Source organism: Pseudomonas sp. NFACC04-2 (genome assembly GCF_900119265.1).
GTDB lineage: Bacteria > Pseudomonadota > Gammaproteobacteria > Pseudomonadales > Pseudomonadaceae > Aquipseudomonas > Aquipseudomonas fluorescens_AA.
The window spans coordinates 148,324-162,654 of record NZ_FPJC01000007.1 but is presented as its reverse complement, the minus strand read 5'-3'; the positions used below and the strand labels follow the sequence as shown (position 1 = coordinate 162,654).

The window sequence follows — 14,331 nt, the reverse complement described above, 5'->3', positions numbered from 1 at the left end:
TGCAGCTCGGGACGCTCTGCGTCCCCCTGGAACGCGGAGCGTCCCTTGAGGTATTCCCACGCAGAGCGTAGGAACGATCATTTCAACCGCGACAAATTGCCCCGATAGATAAAAGGCACGGCTCTTGCCGTGCCTTTTGCGTCGCGCTCTGAGAAAATGCCCGCACTTTTTTTCCGGATGCCGACATGACTGCCCTGAAGAACGACCGTTTCCTTCGCGCCCTGCTCAAGCAACCCGTGGACGTCACCCCCGTCTGGATGATGCGCCAGGCCGGTCGCTATCTGCCGGAGTACCGCGCCAGCCGCGCCAAGGCCGGTGACTTCATGAGCCTGTGCATGAACCCCCAGTTCGCCTGCGAAGTCACGATGCAGCCGCTGGACCGTTATCCACAGCTGGACGCGGCGATCCTGTTCTCCGACATCCTCACCATTCCCGACGCCATGGGGCAAGGCTTGTACTTCGAGACCGGCGAAGGCCCGCGTTTCAGGAAAGTCGTCAGCACCCTGGCCGATATCGAGGCCCTGCCGATTCCCGATCCGCAGAAGGACCTGGGCTACGTCATGGACGCGGTCAGCACTATTCGTCGTGAACTCAACGGGCGCGTGCCGCTGATCGGTTTCTCCGGCAGCCCCTGGACGCTGGCGACCTACATGGTCGAAGGCGGTTCGTCGAAGGACTTCCGCAAAACCAAGGCGATGCTTTACGACAACCCGCAAGCCATGCACCTGTTGCTGGACAAGCTGGCCCAATCGGTCACGTCCTACCTCAACGGCCAGATCCTCGCCGGTGCGCAAGCGGTGCAGATCTTCGATACCTGGGGCGGCAACTTGTCGGCGGCGGCCTACCAGGAATTTTCCCTGGCCTACATGCGCAAGATCGTCAGCGGCCTGATCCGCGAGCACGAAGGTCGCAAAGTCCCGGTGATCCTGTTCACCAAGAACGGCGGCCTGTGGCTGGAAAGCATCGCCGAGGCCGGCGCCGACGCCCTGGGCCTGGATTGGACCTGCGACATCGGCAACGCCCGCGAACGTGTCGGTCACAAAGTCGCCCTGCAAGGCAACATGGACCCGACCGTGCTCTACGCCAAGCCTGAAGCCATCCGCGCTGAAGTCGGACGCATCCTGGCCAGCTACGGCAGTGGCAGCGGTCATGTGTTCAACCTTGGACATGGCATCACCCCGGAAGTCGATCCGGAACACGCAGGCGCCTTCCTGCGGGCGGTGCATGAGTTGTCGGCGCAATTTCACGTCTGATTGCGGCCCCTGTCACCCAGCCTGTCCGGACCTGTGCCGGACAGGCTTTTTATTGTTCGCTTGTTTAACGAGCCGACATAAACCCCAGTTGTTGGTTATGCCTGACGTGTTTGTTTGTGTTTATTTGTCTTTTTCTAGATAGCTATTTCTATTCGTAAGAAGTTTCTCAAGTTATGTAGGGGGAATTGATTCAGAGATCATTCCTTCTGCGTTGAGAGATTTGTCCTACACATGAAACATTAAACTTTCTATAAGGTTCCGGGCACTTGCAAGGGCAGGCGCTGAGCGGTCTGGCGCACCTTTCAAGAGGACGGTGATACGTCTTTCATTTTTTGATGACTAGTCTGGAATTTTATATGAAGAACAACTTCAACAAGAGCAAAGTATTAACGGGGTGTGCGTCCTCGCTAGTTCTGTTGTCGGCCATGGCGGCATCCCAAAGTGTGCTGGCTCACGGTTTCGTCGAAGTACCGCCTTCTCGCGCATTGTTGTGCCAGAAAGGTGTCAACCAGAACTGCGGCGACGCGCAATACGAGCCGCAGAGTACCGGCGAAACCTTCAAGGGTTTCCCGAATGGAGCCGGCGGCGGGCCATTGCAAGGCCCTATCGATGGCAAGATCGCCAGCGGCGGCAGCGCCCTGTTTTCTGCCCTTGATGCGCAATCGGCTTCGCGCTGGCACCTGACTGAAATCAAGGACCGCAACATTGCTTTCCAATGGCAATACTCGGCCGCGCACCCGGCGACCAAACATGAGTATTTCATTACCCGCGACGGTTGGAACCCGAACGAAGTGCTCAAGCGTGCCTCGTTCGACAACACGCCGTTCTGTACGGTGGATGGCGGTAATCAAGTCCCGGTAGGAGGTGCCCCGCACAACTGTGTCATTCCCGACAGCAAGACGGGTCATCACGTCGTCCTGGCGGTCTGGACCGTGGGCGACACCGACAACGCGTTCTACAACCCGATTGATGTGAACATCCTCGCCGAAGCCGCGTTGCCGGGCGGCTGGTCGGCGGTGGGCAGCATTACGCCATCGACCACGCTGCTGGTGGGCGACAAGGTCAAGGCCCGGGCATTCTCCGCCACTGGCGAAAATGCCGAGTACAGCCTGGAAATCAGCATCGACAACGCTGAGGAAGGCAAGGCGGAAAACTGGTCGTTCAAACTGGCCGAGGCCCTCAACAGAGCCTATCCGCTCATTCGGGCCGGTGTTCGGGACGAGGACGGCAACATCGCGCCAGTCAAGGGCGCCAACAGCCTGTATGCCCAGAAAGAAAGCGGTGTGACGCGCTACGAAGTGCAACTGGACATGCGCGAAGACGCCGGCGCCAACATGGAGATTGCTTCCCTGCAGCCAGAGTACGTCCTCGATAAAGGTCGGGTCAGCATGGCGTTCACTGCGCAGACCAACCGCAGCATGAATCTGGAAGCCACTTTGTTCGATGAGAAGAACAAGCAGGTGGGTGTCGTCAGCCAGACCGTGGGCGCAGGCAGCACCGGCCTGAACCTGGACGTGCGCAGCGCCCCGGGCGCGCACACCCTGACGCTGGTGGGGACTACCGAAGACGGCCGCACCACTCGCCAGGAGACCCAGGCGGTCACCCTGACCGGCGAGGGCGCAGGCATCGAGTATGACTTCATCTTCCCTGATGGCATCAGCGAGTACACCGCCGGCACGAAAGTGCTGCAGCCCAAGACTGACGAAGTCTTCGAATGCAAGCCGTTCCCAGCGTCCGGCTACTGCAAGCAATACACCCCGACGTCGAACGGTTTCGAGCCAGGTGTCGGTGCGTCGTGGCAAAGCGCCTGGGACAAGCTGTAAGTCCTGACAGGCACGGCCCCGGGCGACCCGCACAGGTAGCCTGGGGCCTTCAGACGAGAACGCAGTGATGTCTATCAATTACTCAAGGCGGCGTGTGCTGCTGCACTGGCTGTCGGCGGTCATTATCCTGTGGGCGTTGGCGTCCGGTTTTTATGTGGCGTTCAACCCGGTGTCAGCTTCGACCCAACAGTGGGTCGGGTCATTCAATGTGTCGCTGACCACACTGTTCATTCCGTTTTTCGTATGGCGGACCTGGTTGTTCGTGTGTGAACGGGAGGCCCATGGGACGGCGCTTTCATTGAACAAGAGGCTGGCCTTGGCGGTGCACGCGCTGATCTACCTGGTGATCGGCGTTGTGCTGGTGACCGGCGTGCTGATGATGAAAAGCCCCATCAGTGTCTTCGGCCTCGTTCGATTTCCTCAGCCATTGGCTGATCCGGCGTTGATCGAACGGGCCAACACGATCCACGCATTGTCTTGCATGGTGCTTTCGATGCTTGTCGCGTTGCACCTGTGCGCGGTGCTCTGGCATGAGTTTTCCGGGCGCAGGGTGGTGCGACGGATGTCCTTCGCCAAGCCGGCGATCACACTCACGCGAGCGCAAAGTTGAGCCTGTTTTCTTTGCGGGTAGGCAGCCGTTTTCCGACGCTGGCGCTGGTGCTTGTGCTGCTGCTCTACGGGGCATTGCTGGCCGGGCAGGAGTGGCGTTTTCGCCAGGCATTGGGCCGTGACGTGCCGGTGGTGAACGCCTCGCCGGTGGTGCCGTATCGCGACTTGCCCAACGTCCAAGCGGTGGCGACTGTGCTCGGCCTGGCGCCCGAAGGTGCCCAGGCTCCAAGCGCCGAACCGATCACGTTGCAAGCCAGTTTTGTCGCTGGCCAAGGTTTGTCGCGGGCATTGCTGGCGGACGCCGCTGGCCCGCGTATTTACCAGGTGGGCGAGCGTTTGCCGGGTGGCAGCGTGCTGCGCCGGGTCGAGGCCAGCCATGTGACGTTGTGGCGCAACGGACGTGAAGAGCGCTTGGCCCTGCAACCGGCAGCCAAACCCTTGTTGCGCCGGCTGAGCCTCGAAGACGGGGGCCATGCCGCGCCGCATTCCTCGCAATACCTACGCCCGGTGGCCGGGCAATCAGAGTGATCGAATTCATGAACAGCTTTATCCGGGACCGTGTTTCGCGTGTCCTGTTCTGCCTCGCCGTGTCTTGCCTGCTGACGCCCGCCGGTTGGCTGCAGGCCGAAGAGGCCCAGTGGCAACTGGCGATGAACAACGCGGAACTGCGCGACGTGGTCGAAGAGTTCTCCGCGATCCTGGGCAAGACCGTGGTGCTCGATCCCCGGGTGTCGGGGCGCATCACGGTCATGTCCCGGGAGGCGCTGGACCGCGAAGGCGTGCGACGGTTGTTCTATTCGGTACTCGATGCCCATAACTTCACCGTGATCGACGAAGGCGAGCGGATCCTGATCACGCCGGTCAGCGATGCCAAGACGCGTGCCGGTGTCGCCGATGAACACAGCGCCACGCCGTCGCAGTTCGTCACCCGGGTCCTTGACCTGCAATCGAGCATCGCCGCCGATGTTGCCGGGCTGATCCGCCCCCTGGTATCGGCCAATGGTTATGTCGGCCCCTCGGTCTCGTCCAACGCCTTGGTGGTCACCGACACGGCGGCCAACGTCCAGCGCATCGCCGGCGTGGTGCAACGGTTGGATTCAGGACACAACCGCAATCACGTGGTGGTGCGTTTGAAGCACGCCCAGGCCGGGGACATCGCCCCACTCGTGGAAGCCTCCGGCGGCAGGCGCGAGGGGGATACGGCGGGGGTTGTGATCGCCGATGCCCGCAGCAATCGGCTGGTGATCATCGGCGCGCCTGCGGTGCGTCAACGCCTGGTCGACCTGGCTCGGACCCTGGACGTGCCGGCAACCGCTTCCCAGGACAACGCGCGGGTCATTCGTCTGCGTCACAGCGATGCCAAACAGTTGGCCGAGGTACTGGAGGGTGTCGGGCAGGACAGGAAAACCACGCCGGTCCTCGCTGGCCAGCGGGAAACCGCGGGAGCCAGCCCGTTCAGGATCAAGGCCGATGAAAGCCAGAATGCCTTGGTCCTGATCGCCGAACCGGCCCAGGTCCGCCTCATCGAAAACATCGTCCGGGAGCTGGACCAACCCCGGGCCCAGGTGCTCATTCATGCGGCCATCGTCGAGGTAAGCGGAGATATTTCCGAAGCGCTGGGAGTGCAGTGGGGACTCAAGAGCGGTAGCGCGGCAGGGAGCATCAACTTTCCGGGAACCGATATCCCGATCATCGGCCTGGACTTCAACAAGCTGGATAAAACCAAGGAAAGCGCATTCCTGCGGCTGGGGGGCGATCGCTTCAGTGCGCTGGTCTCGGCGTTGGCGAGCAATGCCCACAGCAACCTGCTTTCCACCCCCAGCCTGCTGACCCTGGATAACCAGGAAGCGGAAATCATCGTGGGCCAGAACGTTCCGTTCAAGACGGGTTCCTACGCCACCAGCGGCAACGGTGCGGACAATCCGTTCACCACTGTGGAGCGCAAGGACGTGGGTATCAGCCTCAAGGTCAAGCCTTACATCAACGAAGGCTCGACCTTGCGCCTTGAAGTCGAGCAGGAGGTGTCGGACATCGCGCCGTCAGTCTCCGGCGTGGACTCCTCGGACCTGATCACCAACAAGCGCGCCTTGAAGAGCACGATCCTGGCGGACGATGGCGAGATCATCGTGATCGGTGGCCTGATCCGCGACAGTGTCCGCAGCCAGCAAAGCGGTGTGCCGCTGCTGCGCAGTATTCCCTACCTGGGCGCGTTGTTTCGCTGGAGCCGCGACACCCAGACCAAAAGCAACCTGATGGTGTTCCTGCGCCCGACCATCGTGCGCAGCAGCGAAGACCTGGCCGATGTGAGCCGGCAACGCTACGACGCGCTCCGGGAACTGAGCAAACCGGGTTCGCGGAAAAACAATTCGCTGCTGCTGCCCCGGGACGCCCGCCAGTTATTCGAAGCGTCTGCGCAGGAGCCGGCGGTCGATTTGCGTCCACTGCAGCCGGAGGGCCTGTGAGCGAGCCGTTGCCCTTTGGTTTCGCCAGGCGTCTGGGCGTGCTGCTGGAAGGCGCGGGGCCGACCTTGAGCCTGGCGATGCGCAGCGACACGCCACTGACTGCGGTGGCTGAAGTCCGGCGCCTGTGTGGGCGGGATCTACCTATCCAGGTCCTGGAGCCGGCGCAGTTCGCCGCGCGCCTGGCCAGCGTCTATCGCCAGGGCCAGAGCGCCGCCGAGCAGGTGGCCCAAGGCCTGGACGAGGAGCTGGACCTGCTCAGCCTGGCCGACCAAATGCCGCAGACCACCGACCTGTTGGAGCAGCAGGGGGATGCGCCGATCATCCGCTTGATCAATGCGCTGCTCAGCGAGGCGGTCCGCGAGCACGCCTCGGATGTGCACCTGGAAACGTTCGAGCAATACCTGTCGGTGCGCATGCGCATCGATGGGCAATTGCAGGAAATGCTGCGCCCGCGCCGGGAACTGGCGAACCTGTTGGTGTCGCGGATCAAGGTCATGGCGCGCCTGGACATCGCCGAAAAACGTGTGCCGCAGGACGGCCGGATGGCGCTGCGCCTGGCCGGGCACGAGGTCGATGTGCGGGTCTCGACCCTGCCTTCGGCCCATGGCGAGCGGGTGGTGTTGCGCCTGCTCGACAAGCAGGCCGGGCGCCTGGACCTGCAACGCCTGGGCCTGCCCGACGACACCTTGGCGAGCCTGCGCCAGTTGCTCGGCAAGCCCCACGGCATCGTGTTGGTCACCGGGCCCACCGGGTCGGGGAAGACCACCAGTCTGTACGCGGCGCTGAGCAGCATCAACGACCAGAGCCGCAACATCCTCACTGTCGAAGACCCCATCGAATATCACCTGCCGGGCATCGGCCAGATGCCGGTCAACCCGAAAGTCGACATGACCTTCGCCCGCGGTTTGCGGGCCATTTTGCGCCAGGACCCGGACGTGGTGATGGTCGGCGAAATACGCGACCGCGAGACCGCCGAAATCGCCGTCCAGGCATCGTTGACCGGGCACCTGGTGCTCTCGACCCTGCACACCAACACCGCCGTCGGCGCGGTCACGCGGCTGGTGGACATGGGCGTGGATGCGTATCTGCTGGCATCGTCCCTGGTCGGCATCGTCGCCCAGCGTTTGTTGCGCTGTCTGTGCCTTTCCTGCAAAGCCCCTTATGTGGCCGACGCCGCCACGTGTCGGCGCCTGGGTCTCGATGCCGATGCGGCGCCCAGGCTGTTCAAGGCCCAGGGCTGCGAGCAATGCCAGAAAGGCTATCGCGGGCGCTTCGGCATCTATGAGCTGGTGCATGTCAACGCTGCGCTGTCGCAGCTGATTCACCAGGGCGCCACCGAGCAGGTGCTAGCCGCCGAGGCCCGCAAGACCTCCCGCAGCCTGTTCCAGGACGGTCGCCAGCGCGTGCTGGAAGGCTTGACCAGCGTCGACGAATTACTGCGCATTACCCAGGAGGATTAGCGCCATGCCGACCTTCGATTATCGGGCCGAAAACACCCAGGGCCGACGCTGCAAAGGCCGCGTGGAAGCCGACAGCCCCCGGCATGCTCGCCAGTTGTTACGCGAGCGCGGTTTGCTGCCCAGCGAGCTGGCGGAAGCCAAGGAACAGCGAGTCCTGGGCGGGCGCCATGCCGGGGGGCGCCTGGGGCCGGCGGATCTGGCCTTGCTGACGTTGCAGCTGTCCACCTTGATCCAGGCCGGCCTGCCCCTTGAGGAATCCCTGGGGGCGGTGGCGCAACAGAGCCAGAAACGGCGCGTTGCCCACCTGCTGGCGGCGGTGCGCAGCCGGGTGATGGAAGGCCACGCGCTGGCGACGGCACTGAGGGCCTTCCCTCAGGCGTTCCCCGAACTGTTCTGCGCCACGGTCGCGGCGGGCGAGCAGTCGGGTCACCTGGGGCAGGTGTTGGAGCAACTGGCGAGCTACACCCAGGCGCGCCAGGCCTCGCGCCAGCATATTCAACTGGCGTTGGTGTACCCGCTGATCCTGATGCTGGCCTGTGTCGCGATTGTCGCGTTCCTGCTGGGTTACGTGGTGCCGGATGTGGTGAAGATTTTCATCGACAGCGGTCAGCCATTGCCCTGGCTGACCCAGGCGCTGATCGTCGTGAGCGATGGCTTGCGCCGCCATGGCCTGGTGCTGCTCGGTGCCCTGGCCGGGCTGTTCGGGTTGTGGCGCTGGAGCCTGCGCCAACCGGCGTGGCGCCTGCGCTGGCACCGCTGGTTGCTGCGGTTGCCGCTGCTGGGCGAGGTGTTGCGGGCGATGGAAGCGGCGCGATTCGCCAGCACCTTGGCGATCCTGAGCAAAAGCGCGGTGCCGCTGGTGGAGGCCTTGCACATCGCCGCCCAGGTGATCGGCAACCTGACGATCCGCGCCCGCATGGCTGACGTTGCACGTTCGGTACGTGAGGGCGGGACCCTGACCCGTGGCCTGGAGCAGGGCGGTGATATTCCGCCGCTGATGCTGCACATGATCGCCAGCGGTGAACGGGCCGGCGAACTCGACAACATGCTGGCCCGGGCCGCCGAACAACAGGAAGCCAGCCTCGCGGCGCGCATCGCGCTGGTGGTGAGCCTTTTCGAACCGGCCATGTTGGTACTGATGGGCGGCGTCGTGCTGCTGATCGTCATGGCCATTCTCCTACCGATCCTGAGCCTCAACCAATTGGTGAACTGACCGATGAAACTTCAAAGCAACCGACCCACACGCCATCAACAACGTGGTTTTACCCTGATCGAAATCATGGTGGTGGTGGTCATCATTGGCGTGCTGGGCGCTATCGTGGTGCCGCAGGTCATGAGCCGACCCGACCAGGCCAAGGTCACGGCCGCCCGCACCGACATCCAGGCGATCGCCACGGCCCTGGAAATGTACCGCCTCGACAACTTCCAGTACCCCTCGACCCAACAAGGGCTGGAGGCGTTGAGCAAACGCCCGTCCGGTACCCCTGCGGCCAGGAACTGGAACCCCCAGGGTTATCTGAAAAGCTTGCCGGTCGACCCTTGGGGCACGCCCTATCAGTACCTCAACCCTGGGCACAAATCCCTCGATGGCGGTTATGACCTCTACTCCCTGGGCGCCGATGGCGTGTCAGGTGGTGAAGGGATGGCGGCCGACATCGGCAATTGGGCCGAGTGAACATGCCGCGTCGTTGCCGGGGCTTCACCTTGTTGGAGCTGATGGTCGTTATCGTCTTGATCGGCGTCCTGGCGGGCATGGTCCGCTTCGCCACGGGGCCGGGCCCGGCGCGTGAAGCCCGCCAGCAAGCCCGGGACTTCGTTGCGCTGGTGCAACAGTTGCGCGAGCGGGCGGTACTGGACGGGCAGGAATATGGTGTGCACGTACAGCCCGGCGGTTATCAGGCGTTGCGACTCGGAGTCCAGGGCTGGGCGGCCGTGTCGGTGCCGCATCGATTGCCCGAGGGCTTGACGCTCGGGTTGGAGCTGGACGGTCATGTCCTGTCGCTCTATGCCGTTCAAGACTCACCTCAGTTACTGATGCTCAGCAGTGACGAGATCAGCCCGTTCAAGCTGTTCATCAACGTCGCTGGGCAGACGGTTGTCCGGGTGTCGAGCGATGGCCTGGCGGAGCCGCTGATCGATGAGTAATGCACGCAGGCAGGCCGTCGGTTGCCAGGGTTTCACGTTGTTGGAAGTCATGATCGCCCTGGCGATTTTCGCGACGCTGGCGGCGGCCGTACTCTCGGCCAGCCAATTCGTGCTCAAGCAAAGCGCCGGGCTTGAGGAGCGTCTGTTCGGCGCTTGGCTGGCGGACAATCAACTGAGCGAACTGCGCCTGGAAGTCGTCACGTCTCCCGGACAACAGCGACTGAGCCGGTACCTGGATCGCCGCGATTGGGTCTTGCAGCAGCGTATTGCCCCGGCCCGTGATGGGCGTCTGTTGCAGGTCGAGATCCAGGTCAGCCGCGACGACAGCGCAACCGTCGCGCACCGCACCATCGGGTGGATCCGCAGCCATCATGAATAAGCAATCGGGTTTCACCTTGTTGGAGCTGGTCGTCGCCATCGCCATTTTTGCCTTGCTCGGCCTGGCCAGTTGGCGGTTGTTCGATGGGGTCGTGCGGACCCAGCGGGGGGCCGGTCAGCATGAGCGCGACATCAGGGCCTTGCAGCGCGCTGTCGGCGTGATCGAACGGGATGTGTGGCAGGCGGTTGCCGGCTCGGTCGCGCTCGCGCCCGGGCATTTGCAGTTGCAGCGCAGTCATTGGCGCAACCCACTGGACCAGCCTCGCAGCGAACGGCAGACAGTGAGCTATCAGCTCGAGGGCGGCACGTTATGGCGCGAGAGTATCGGCGAAGGCATGACGCTTGTGCAGCGGCAGATATTGCTCGACGACGTCCGCAGCCTGAGCTGGCGCGTATTCGACCGGCAACGGGGCTGGCGCGGCGAAACCGCGAGCGGCACCGCGCCTTTGGCGTTGGAGTTGAGCGTGTCTGTGGGGCGTTTCGAACAGATCCGCCGGGTGCTGCTGTTGCCGGAGGCGTTGCCATGAAGTGCCAACGCGGCGTGGCGCTGATCAGTGTGCTGCTGGTGTTGAGCCTGGCATTGCTGCTGGTCGGTGGGCTGTTGCGCAGCCATCGCCTGCTGTTGCACAGCAGCGCGCAGCAACTGCAACAGGTCCAGTTGCGGCAATTGGGATTGGCTGGGGAAGACTGGGCGCGGGTGGTGTTGGAAAGCAGTGGGATAACGCCGTCCGGGCCCGTTGACCTGAGCCAGGATTGGGCCTGGCTCGGGCCTGTCGTGGAAATGGACGGTGCCGAGTTGCACATCGGTATCGAGGATTTGTCCGGGCGCCTGAATCTCAATGGGTTGCTGGCCTTGGGGCAAATCGATCCGGTCACCCTCGGTCGCTGGGCCCGCTTGCTGGCCTCGCTGGATCTGCCGCCGCTGTCGTTGCCCCAGGTCGGACCGATACAGGAGTTGAGTCAACTGCGCCTGTTGCCGGGCATCGACGGCCCGACGCTACGGCGCCTGGAGCCCTGGGTGGCGTTGTTGCCCAAGGACGCGCGGATGAACATCAATACCGCCCCGCAGCGCGTTCTGATGACCCTCGATGGCATGGAGGCGGGGGCCGCCCAGGCGTTGATCAACCAGCGGCGCCAGGCGCCATACCCCAGCGTGCAGGCGTTTACCAACGACCCGTTGCTGTCCGGCATGGGCCTCAGCAGCCATGGGTTGGGAGTGGGCAGTCGCTGGTTTCGAATCACCGTGAGCGTGATCCATGCCGACAGCCGTCTGCGCCTGGCCTCGGATATCGAGCGTGATTCTGTCAGCGGGCGCTGGACGGTTCGCCAGCGACGTTTCTTACCCTTCAGCCCCAGTGAGCTTCCTTGATGAAAACCTGGCTTTACCTGACCGCCGAGGGCCTGTCCGCGCCTTGTGCCAACTGGCCGTGCTGCGTGTGGTCGCCCAGCGGCGAGCGTCGTCGCCTGCCGTTGCACGAGGCGGCCGGCGAGTTGAGCGGCCGGCCCGTCGATGTGCTGTTGCCGATGGAAATGTGCAGTTGGTTGCGCAGCGATCCGTGGCCCTCCCGACGCCGGCCCCGGCCCCAGGCCCTGGCATTCGCCATCGAAGAGCAGTTGAGTGAAAACCTGGAGGCGCTGCACATCAGCGTCGGCCCGCGGGACCGTGAGCACCGCTATCCGCTGATGGTGACGGAGCGCGCCCGGTTCCAGGCGCTGATGGCGCTGCTCGCCGAACAAGGCATCGATACACGGGCAGTGCATGTCGACGCCGACCTGCTTGCCGATGAGCAGGCATTGGGTGTGCGTTGGTTCGGGCGCTGGTTGTTGGGCGCTGGGCTGCCGGCGCGGCTGGCGTTGTCGGCACGGGCCCTGGCGACGCTCAAGCCCGGCTTGCCCGAGGACATTCACTGGCTGGACGAAGAGCGCGATTGCCCTGGCATCGATGAGTGGCTGCTGAGCGCGGGTGGACGTCCCATCGACCTGTTGCAAGGTGAGTTCCGTCGACGTGGTCGAGCGCTGCCATGGCGTGGCGTTTCGGCGGTGGCACTGGGCATGTTGGTGCTCAACTGGGCTTTCTGCGACGCCCGCGTACGTTTTCTTGAAAGTGAAACCCGGATTTTGCATGCCCAAAGCGAACAGCGGTTCAGGTCGCTGTATCCCGGGCAGGAGCGGATCGTCGACCTGGCGGCGCAGTTCCAGGCATTGCAGAGTCGGCGTGGGCAAAGCCACGACACTCAGGTCGCGCGCCTGACCCGTCTGACCGAGCAGGTCATTGGCGCCAGCAACGTCGAGGTGCAGCGCATCGATTTTCGTGAAGGCGAAGGCTGGAAGATCCAGTTGACGGCGAACAGTTTCGTCGAGCTTGAACAACTGCGTGAACGCGGGCAGCAAAACGGCTTGCCCGTCACCCTGGGCAGCGCGAGTAAACAGAGCAATCGGGTGCAGGCCATCCTCACACTGGAGAACAGTTGATGAACGTCGATCGATGGAGGGTCTTGAAACAGACGTGGGGAAACCTATCGCGCCGAGAACAAGGGCTGTTGCTGGGGCTTGCCGGGGTGTTGTCGGTGGCGTTGGCCTACAGCGCGATCTGGCAACCGACCTGGCAACGACGGGAGGTTGCCGAACGCCGGTATCAACAACAGGCCGAACTGAACGCCCGGATCCAGCGTGCCGAACCCACCCGGGACATGACTGTCGCCGCGCGGCCCTTGTCGGTGCGCGTCAATGAAAGTGCGACAGCGGCGGGGTTGGACATGGCGGAAATGGAGGTCGACGGCGACTCGCTGCGACTGGCCGTCCGTGGTGACGCGAGTGCGTTGCTTCATTGGTTGGATCAACAGGAGCGAGAGGGCGCGGTGCTGCGGTCGCTGACGTTGGAAGTGGAGAATGGTGTGTTGGGCGCGCGAGTGGTTTTGCGCCAATGACACACGGCAGTTTTGATCAGGGCACAAAGTGTCCACTTTGTTCCCGATGTGGATAGCGATGGCTAGACCTGCACATTCCCCGGCAACAACGGCAATTTCGCCAGCTTCACCGCCACCCACAACGCAATCACCAGCAAGCCACCGATGAACAGGCCGATCCCGTTCCAGCCGCCCAGGTGCCAGGCCACGCCGCCGGCTGTACCCGCCACGCTGGATCCGGCGTAGTAGCTGAACAGATAAAGCGACGAAGCCTGGCCCTTGGCCCTGAGGGCGCGGCGGCCGATCCAGCTGCTGGCGACCGAATGAGCGCCGAAGAAACCGAAGGTGAACACCAGCATGCCCAGGACCACTAGCCACAGCGGGGTGGCCATGGTCAGCACGAGGCCGGCCAGCATCAGCGCGATGGTCGCCCAGAGCATTTTGCGGCGACCGAGTTTGTCCGCCAGTGCGCCGACTTTGGCCGAGCTGTAGATGCCCGACAGGTACACCACCGACAGCAACCCGACGAAGGCCTGGTCCAGATGATAAGGCTCGGCCAGCAGGCGGTAGCCGATGTAGTTGAACAGCGTCACGAACGCGCCCATCAGCACGAAGGCTTCGAGAAACAGCAGCGGCAACCCGGCGTCGCGAAAGTGCAGGGTGAAACCCTCCAGCAGACTGCGTGGGTGCAGCGAACGGGGACGGAAGTTGCGTGACTCGGGAAGGATCCGCCAGAACACCGCTGCCGCGATCAACGCCAGGCCGCCAATCACCAGCATTGCGGTGTGCCAACTGACGAAGTCGATCAAGACCCCGGTAATCAGGCGCCCGCACATGCCGCCGATGGCGTTGCCAGCGATATACAACCCCATCGCCAGACCGATGTGCTTGGGATGAATCTCTTCGCTCAGATACGTCATCGCGACCGCCGCCAACCCGCTCAACGACAGCCCGACCAAGGCGCGCAGCACCAGGACGCCTTGCCAGGTCGGCATCATGGCGCTGGCAATCGTGCACACCGACGCGGCGAACAGCGCCGTGACCATCACCGACTTGCGGCCGATGCGGTCGGAAATCGGGCCGGTGATCAACAGGCCGATGGCGAGCAGGCCGGTCGCCACCGACAGGATCAGGCTGCTCTGCGCCGCGTTGATGGAAAACTCCCTGGACAGCAGCGGCATCATCGGTTGCACGCAATACAGCAGGGCAAAGGTCGCAAATCCACCGCAGAACAGCGCCAGCACCGTGCGCATGAACATCGGCGTGCCTTTCTCGATGTAGATGTCCTTGAGTTC

The 14,331-nt window shown here is 63.3% G+C and carries 15 protein-coding genes; 14 read left to right on the top strand and 1 reads right to left on the bottom strand.

All coding sequences use genetic code 11. The features are described 5' to 3' along the window. Positions 1-185: 185 nt before the first annotated feature. The 14 genes from hemE (at position 186) to gspM (ending at position 13,057) form a co-directional block, all read left to right on the top strand. Positions 186-1,253, top strand: coding sequence for a uroporphyrinogen decarboxylase (gene hemE / locus BT125_RS12460; RefSeq protein ID WP_072407332.1), 1,068 nt, complete (start codon positions 186-188; stop codon positions 1,251-1,253). Positions 1,254-1,609: 356 nt separating this feature from the next. Beyond that, positions 1,610-3,076, top strand: a complete 1,467-nt coding sequence (gene gbpA / locus BT125_RS12455; protein WP_072407330.1) for an N-acetylglucosamine-binding protein GbpA — start codon at positions 1,610-1,612, stop codon at positions 3,074-3,076. A gap of 67 nt (positions 3,077-3,143) precedes the next feature. Then, entirely contained in the window at positions 3,144-3,686 is a 543-nt protein-coding gene (locus tag BT125_RS12450; protein ID WP_072407328.1) for a cytochrome b, read from the top strand. Next, positions 3,683-4,213: a type II secretion system protein N gene (locus tag BT125_RS12445; RefSeq protein WP_072407324.1), complete on the top strand. Its 531-nt coding sequence runs from the start codon at positions 3,683-3,685 to the stop codon at positions 4,211-4,213. Before BT125_RS12450 ends, BT125_RS12445 begins: the two co-directional genes overlap by 4 nt. 8 nt (positions 4,214-4,221) lie before the next feature. Continuing rightward, positions 4,222-6,147, top strand: a complete 1,926-nt coding sequence (gene gspD, locus BT125_RS12440) for a type II secretion system secretin GspD (protein WP_072407463.1) — start codon at positions 4,222-4,224, stop codon at positions 6,145-6,147. Further along, positions 6,144-7,607: a type II secretion system ATPase GspE gene (gene gspE, locus BT125_RS12435; RefSeq protein ID WP_072407322.1), complete on the top strand. Its 1,464-nt coding sequence runs from the start codon at positions 6,144-6,146 to the stop codon at positions 7,605-7,607. Before gspD ends, gspE begins: the two co-directional genes overlap by 4 nt. Before the next feature lie 4 nt (positions 7,608-7,611). Continuing rightward, positions 7,612-8,820, top strand: coding sequence for a type II secretion system inner membrane protein GspF (gene gspF, locus BT125_RS12430; RefSeq protein WP_072407320.1), 1,209 nt, complete (start codon positions 7,612-7,614; stop codon positions 8,818-8,820). A 3-nt stretch (positions 8,821-8,823) separates the two neighbouring features. Next, positions 8,824-9,282 carry a type II secretion system major pseudopilin GspG gene (gspG, locus tag BT125_RS12425; RefSeq protein WP_072407319.1) on the top strand — a complete coding sequence of 153 codons (459 nt, stop codon included), beginning with the start codon at positions 8,824-8,826 and terminating at the stop codon, positions 9,280-9,282. 2 nt (positions 9,283-9,284) lie between these two features. Then, positions 9,285-9,752, top strand: coding sequence for a type II secretion system minor pseudopilin GspH (gene gspH / locus BT125_RS12420; RefSeq protein ID WP_072407318.1), 468 nt, complete (start codon positions 9,285-9,287; stop codon positions 9,750-9,752). After that, the gene (gene gspI, locus BT125_RS12415; protein ID WP_072407317.1) at positions 9,745-10,131 is read left to right on the top strand and encodes a type II secretion system minor pseudopilin GspI; all 387 of its coding nucleotides are present in this window, start codon (positions 9,745-9,747) and stop codon (positions 10,129-10,131) included. Before gspH ends, gspI begins: the two co-directional genes overlap by 8 nt. Then, entirely contained in the window at positions 10,124-10,657 is a 534-nt protein-coding gene (locus tag BT125_RS12410) for a type II secretion system protein GspJ (RefSeq protein WP_072407316.1), read from the top strand. The genes gspI and BT125_RS12410 overlap by 8 nt, the downstream gene beginning before the upstream one ends. Beyond that, on the top strand, positions 10,654-11,499 hold the full coding sequence (locus BT125_RS12405; RefSeq protein ID WP_072407314.1) for a type II secretion system protein GspK: 846 nt from the start codon (positions 10,654-10,656) through the stop codon (positions 11,497-11,499). The genes BT125_RS12410 and BT125_RS12405 overlap by 4 nt, the downstream gene beginning before the upstream one ends. Beyond that, positions 11,499-12,602: a type II secretion system protein GspL gene (gene gspL, locus BT125_RS12400; protein WP_072407301.1), complete on the top strand. Its 1,104-nt coding sequence runs from the start codon at positions 11,499-11,501 to the stop codon at positions 12,600-12,602. The genes BT125_RS12405 and gspL overlap by 1 nt, the downstream gene beginning before the upstream one ends. Positions 12,603-12,625: 23 nt before the next feature. After that, positions 12,626-13,057 carry a type II secretion system protein GspM gene (gspM, locus tag BT125_RS12395; protein WP_371857802.1) on the top strand — a complete coding sequence of 144 codons (432 nt, stop codon included), beginning with the start codon at positions 12,626-12,628 and terminating at the stop codon, positions 13,055-13,057. A 62-nt stretch (positions 13,058-13,119) separates the two neighbouring features. On the opposite strand, the gene BT125_RS12390 is transcribed toward gspM, so the two are convergent. After that, a complete protein-coding gene (locus BT125_RS12390) occupies positions 13,120-14,295 on the bottom strand; it encodes an MFS transporter (protein WP_371857805.1) in 1,176 nt (391 codons plus the stop codon). Positions 14,296-14,331: the final 36 nt, after the last annotated feature.

What these genes read in the sequence shown, in the direction of transcription:
- hemE (WP_072407332.1), top strand. Translation starts at nt 186, where the DNA reads ATGACTGCCCTGAAGAACGACCGTTTCCTTCGCGCCCTGCTCAAGCAA.
- gbpA (WP_072407330.1), top strand. Translation starts at nt 1,610, where the DNA reads ATGAAGAACAACTTCAACAAGAGCAAAGTATTAACGGGGTGTGCGTCC.
- BT125_RS12450 (WP_072407328.1), top strand. Translation starts at nt 3,144, where the DNA reads ATGTCTATCAATTACTCAAGGCGGCGTGTGCTGCTGCACTGGCTGTCG.
- gspD (WP_072407463.1), top strand. Translation starts at nt 4,222, where the DNA reads ATGAACAGCTTTATCCGGGACCGTGTTTCGCGTGTCCTGTTCTGCCTC.
- gspF (WP_072407320.1), top strand. Translation starts at nt 7,612, where the DNA reads ATGCCGACCTTCGATTATCGGGCCGAAAACACCCAGGGCCGACGCTGC.
- gspG (WP_072407319.1), top strand. Translation starts at nt 8,824, where the DNA reads ATGAAACTTCAAAGCAACCGACCCACACGCCATCAACAACGTGGTTTT.
- gspH (WP_072407318.1), top strand. Translation starts at nt 9,285, where the DNA reads ATGCCGCGTCGTTGCCGGGGCTTCACCTTGTTGGAGCTGATGGTCGTT.
- gspI (WP_072407317.1), top strand. Translation starts at nt 9,745, where the DNA reads ATGAGTAATGCACGCAGGCAGGCCGTCGGTTGCCAGGGTTTCACGTTG.
- BT125_RS12410 (WP_072407316.1), top strand. Translation starts at nt 10,124, where the DNA reads ATGAATAAGCAATCGGGTTTCACCTTGTTGGAGCTGGTCGTCGCCATC.
- BT125_RS12405 (WP_072407314.1), top strand. Translation starts at nt 10,654, where the DNA reads ATGAAGTGCCAACGCGGCGTGGCGCTGATCAGTGTGCTGCTGGTGTTG.
- gspL (WP_072407301.1), top strand. Translation starts at nt 11,499, where the DNA reads ATGAAAACCTGGCTTTACCTGACCGCCGAGGGCCTGTCCGCGCCTTGT.
- BT125_RS12390 (WP_371857805.1), bottom strand. Translation starts at nt 14,295, where the DNA reads ATGTTCATGCGCACGGTGCTGGCGCTGTTCTGCGGTGGATTTGCGACC.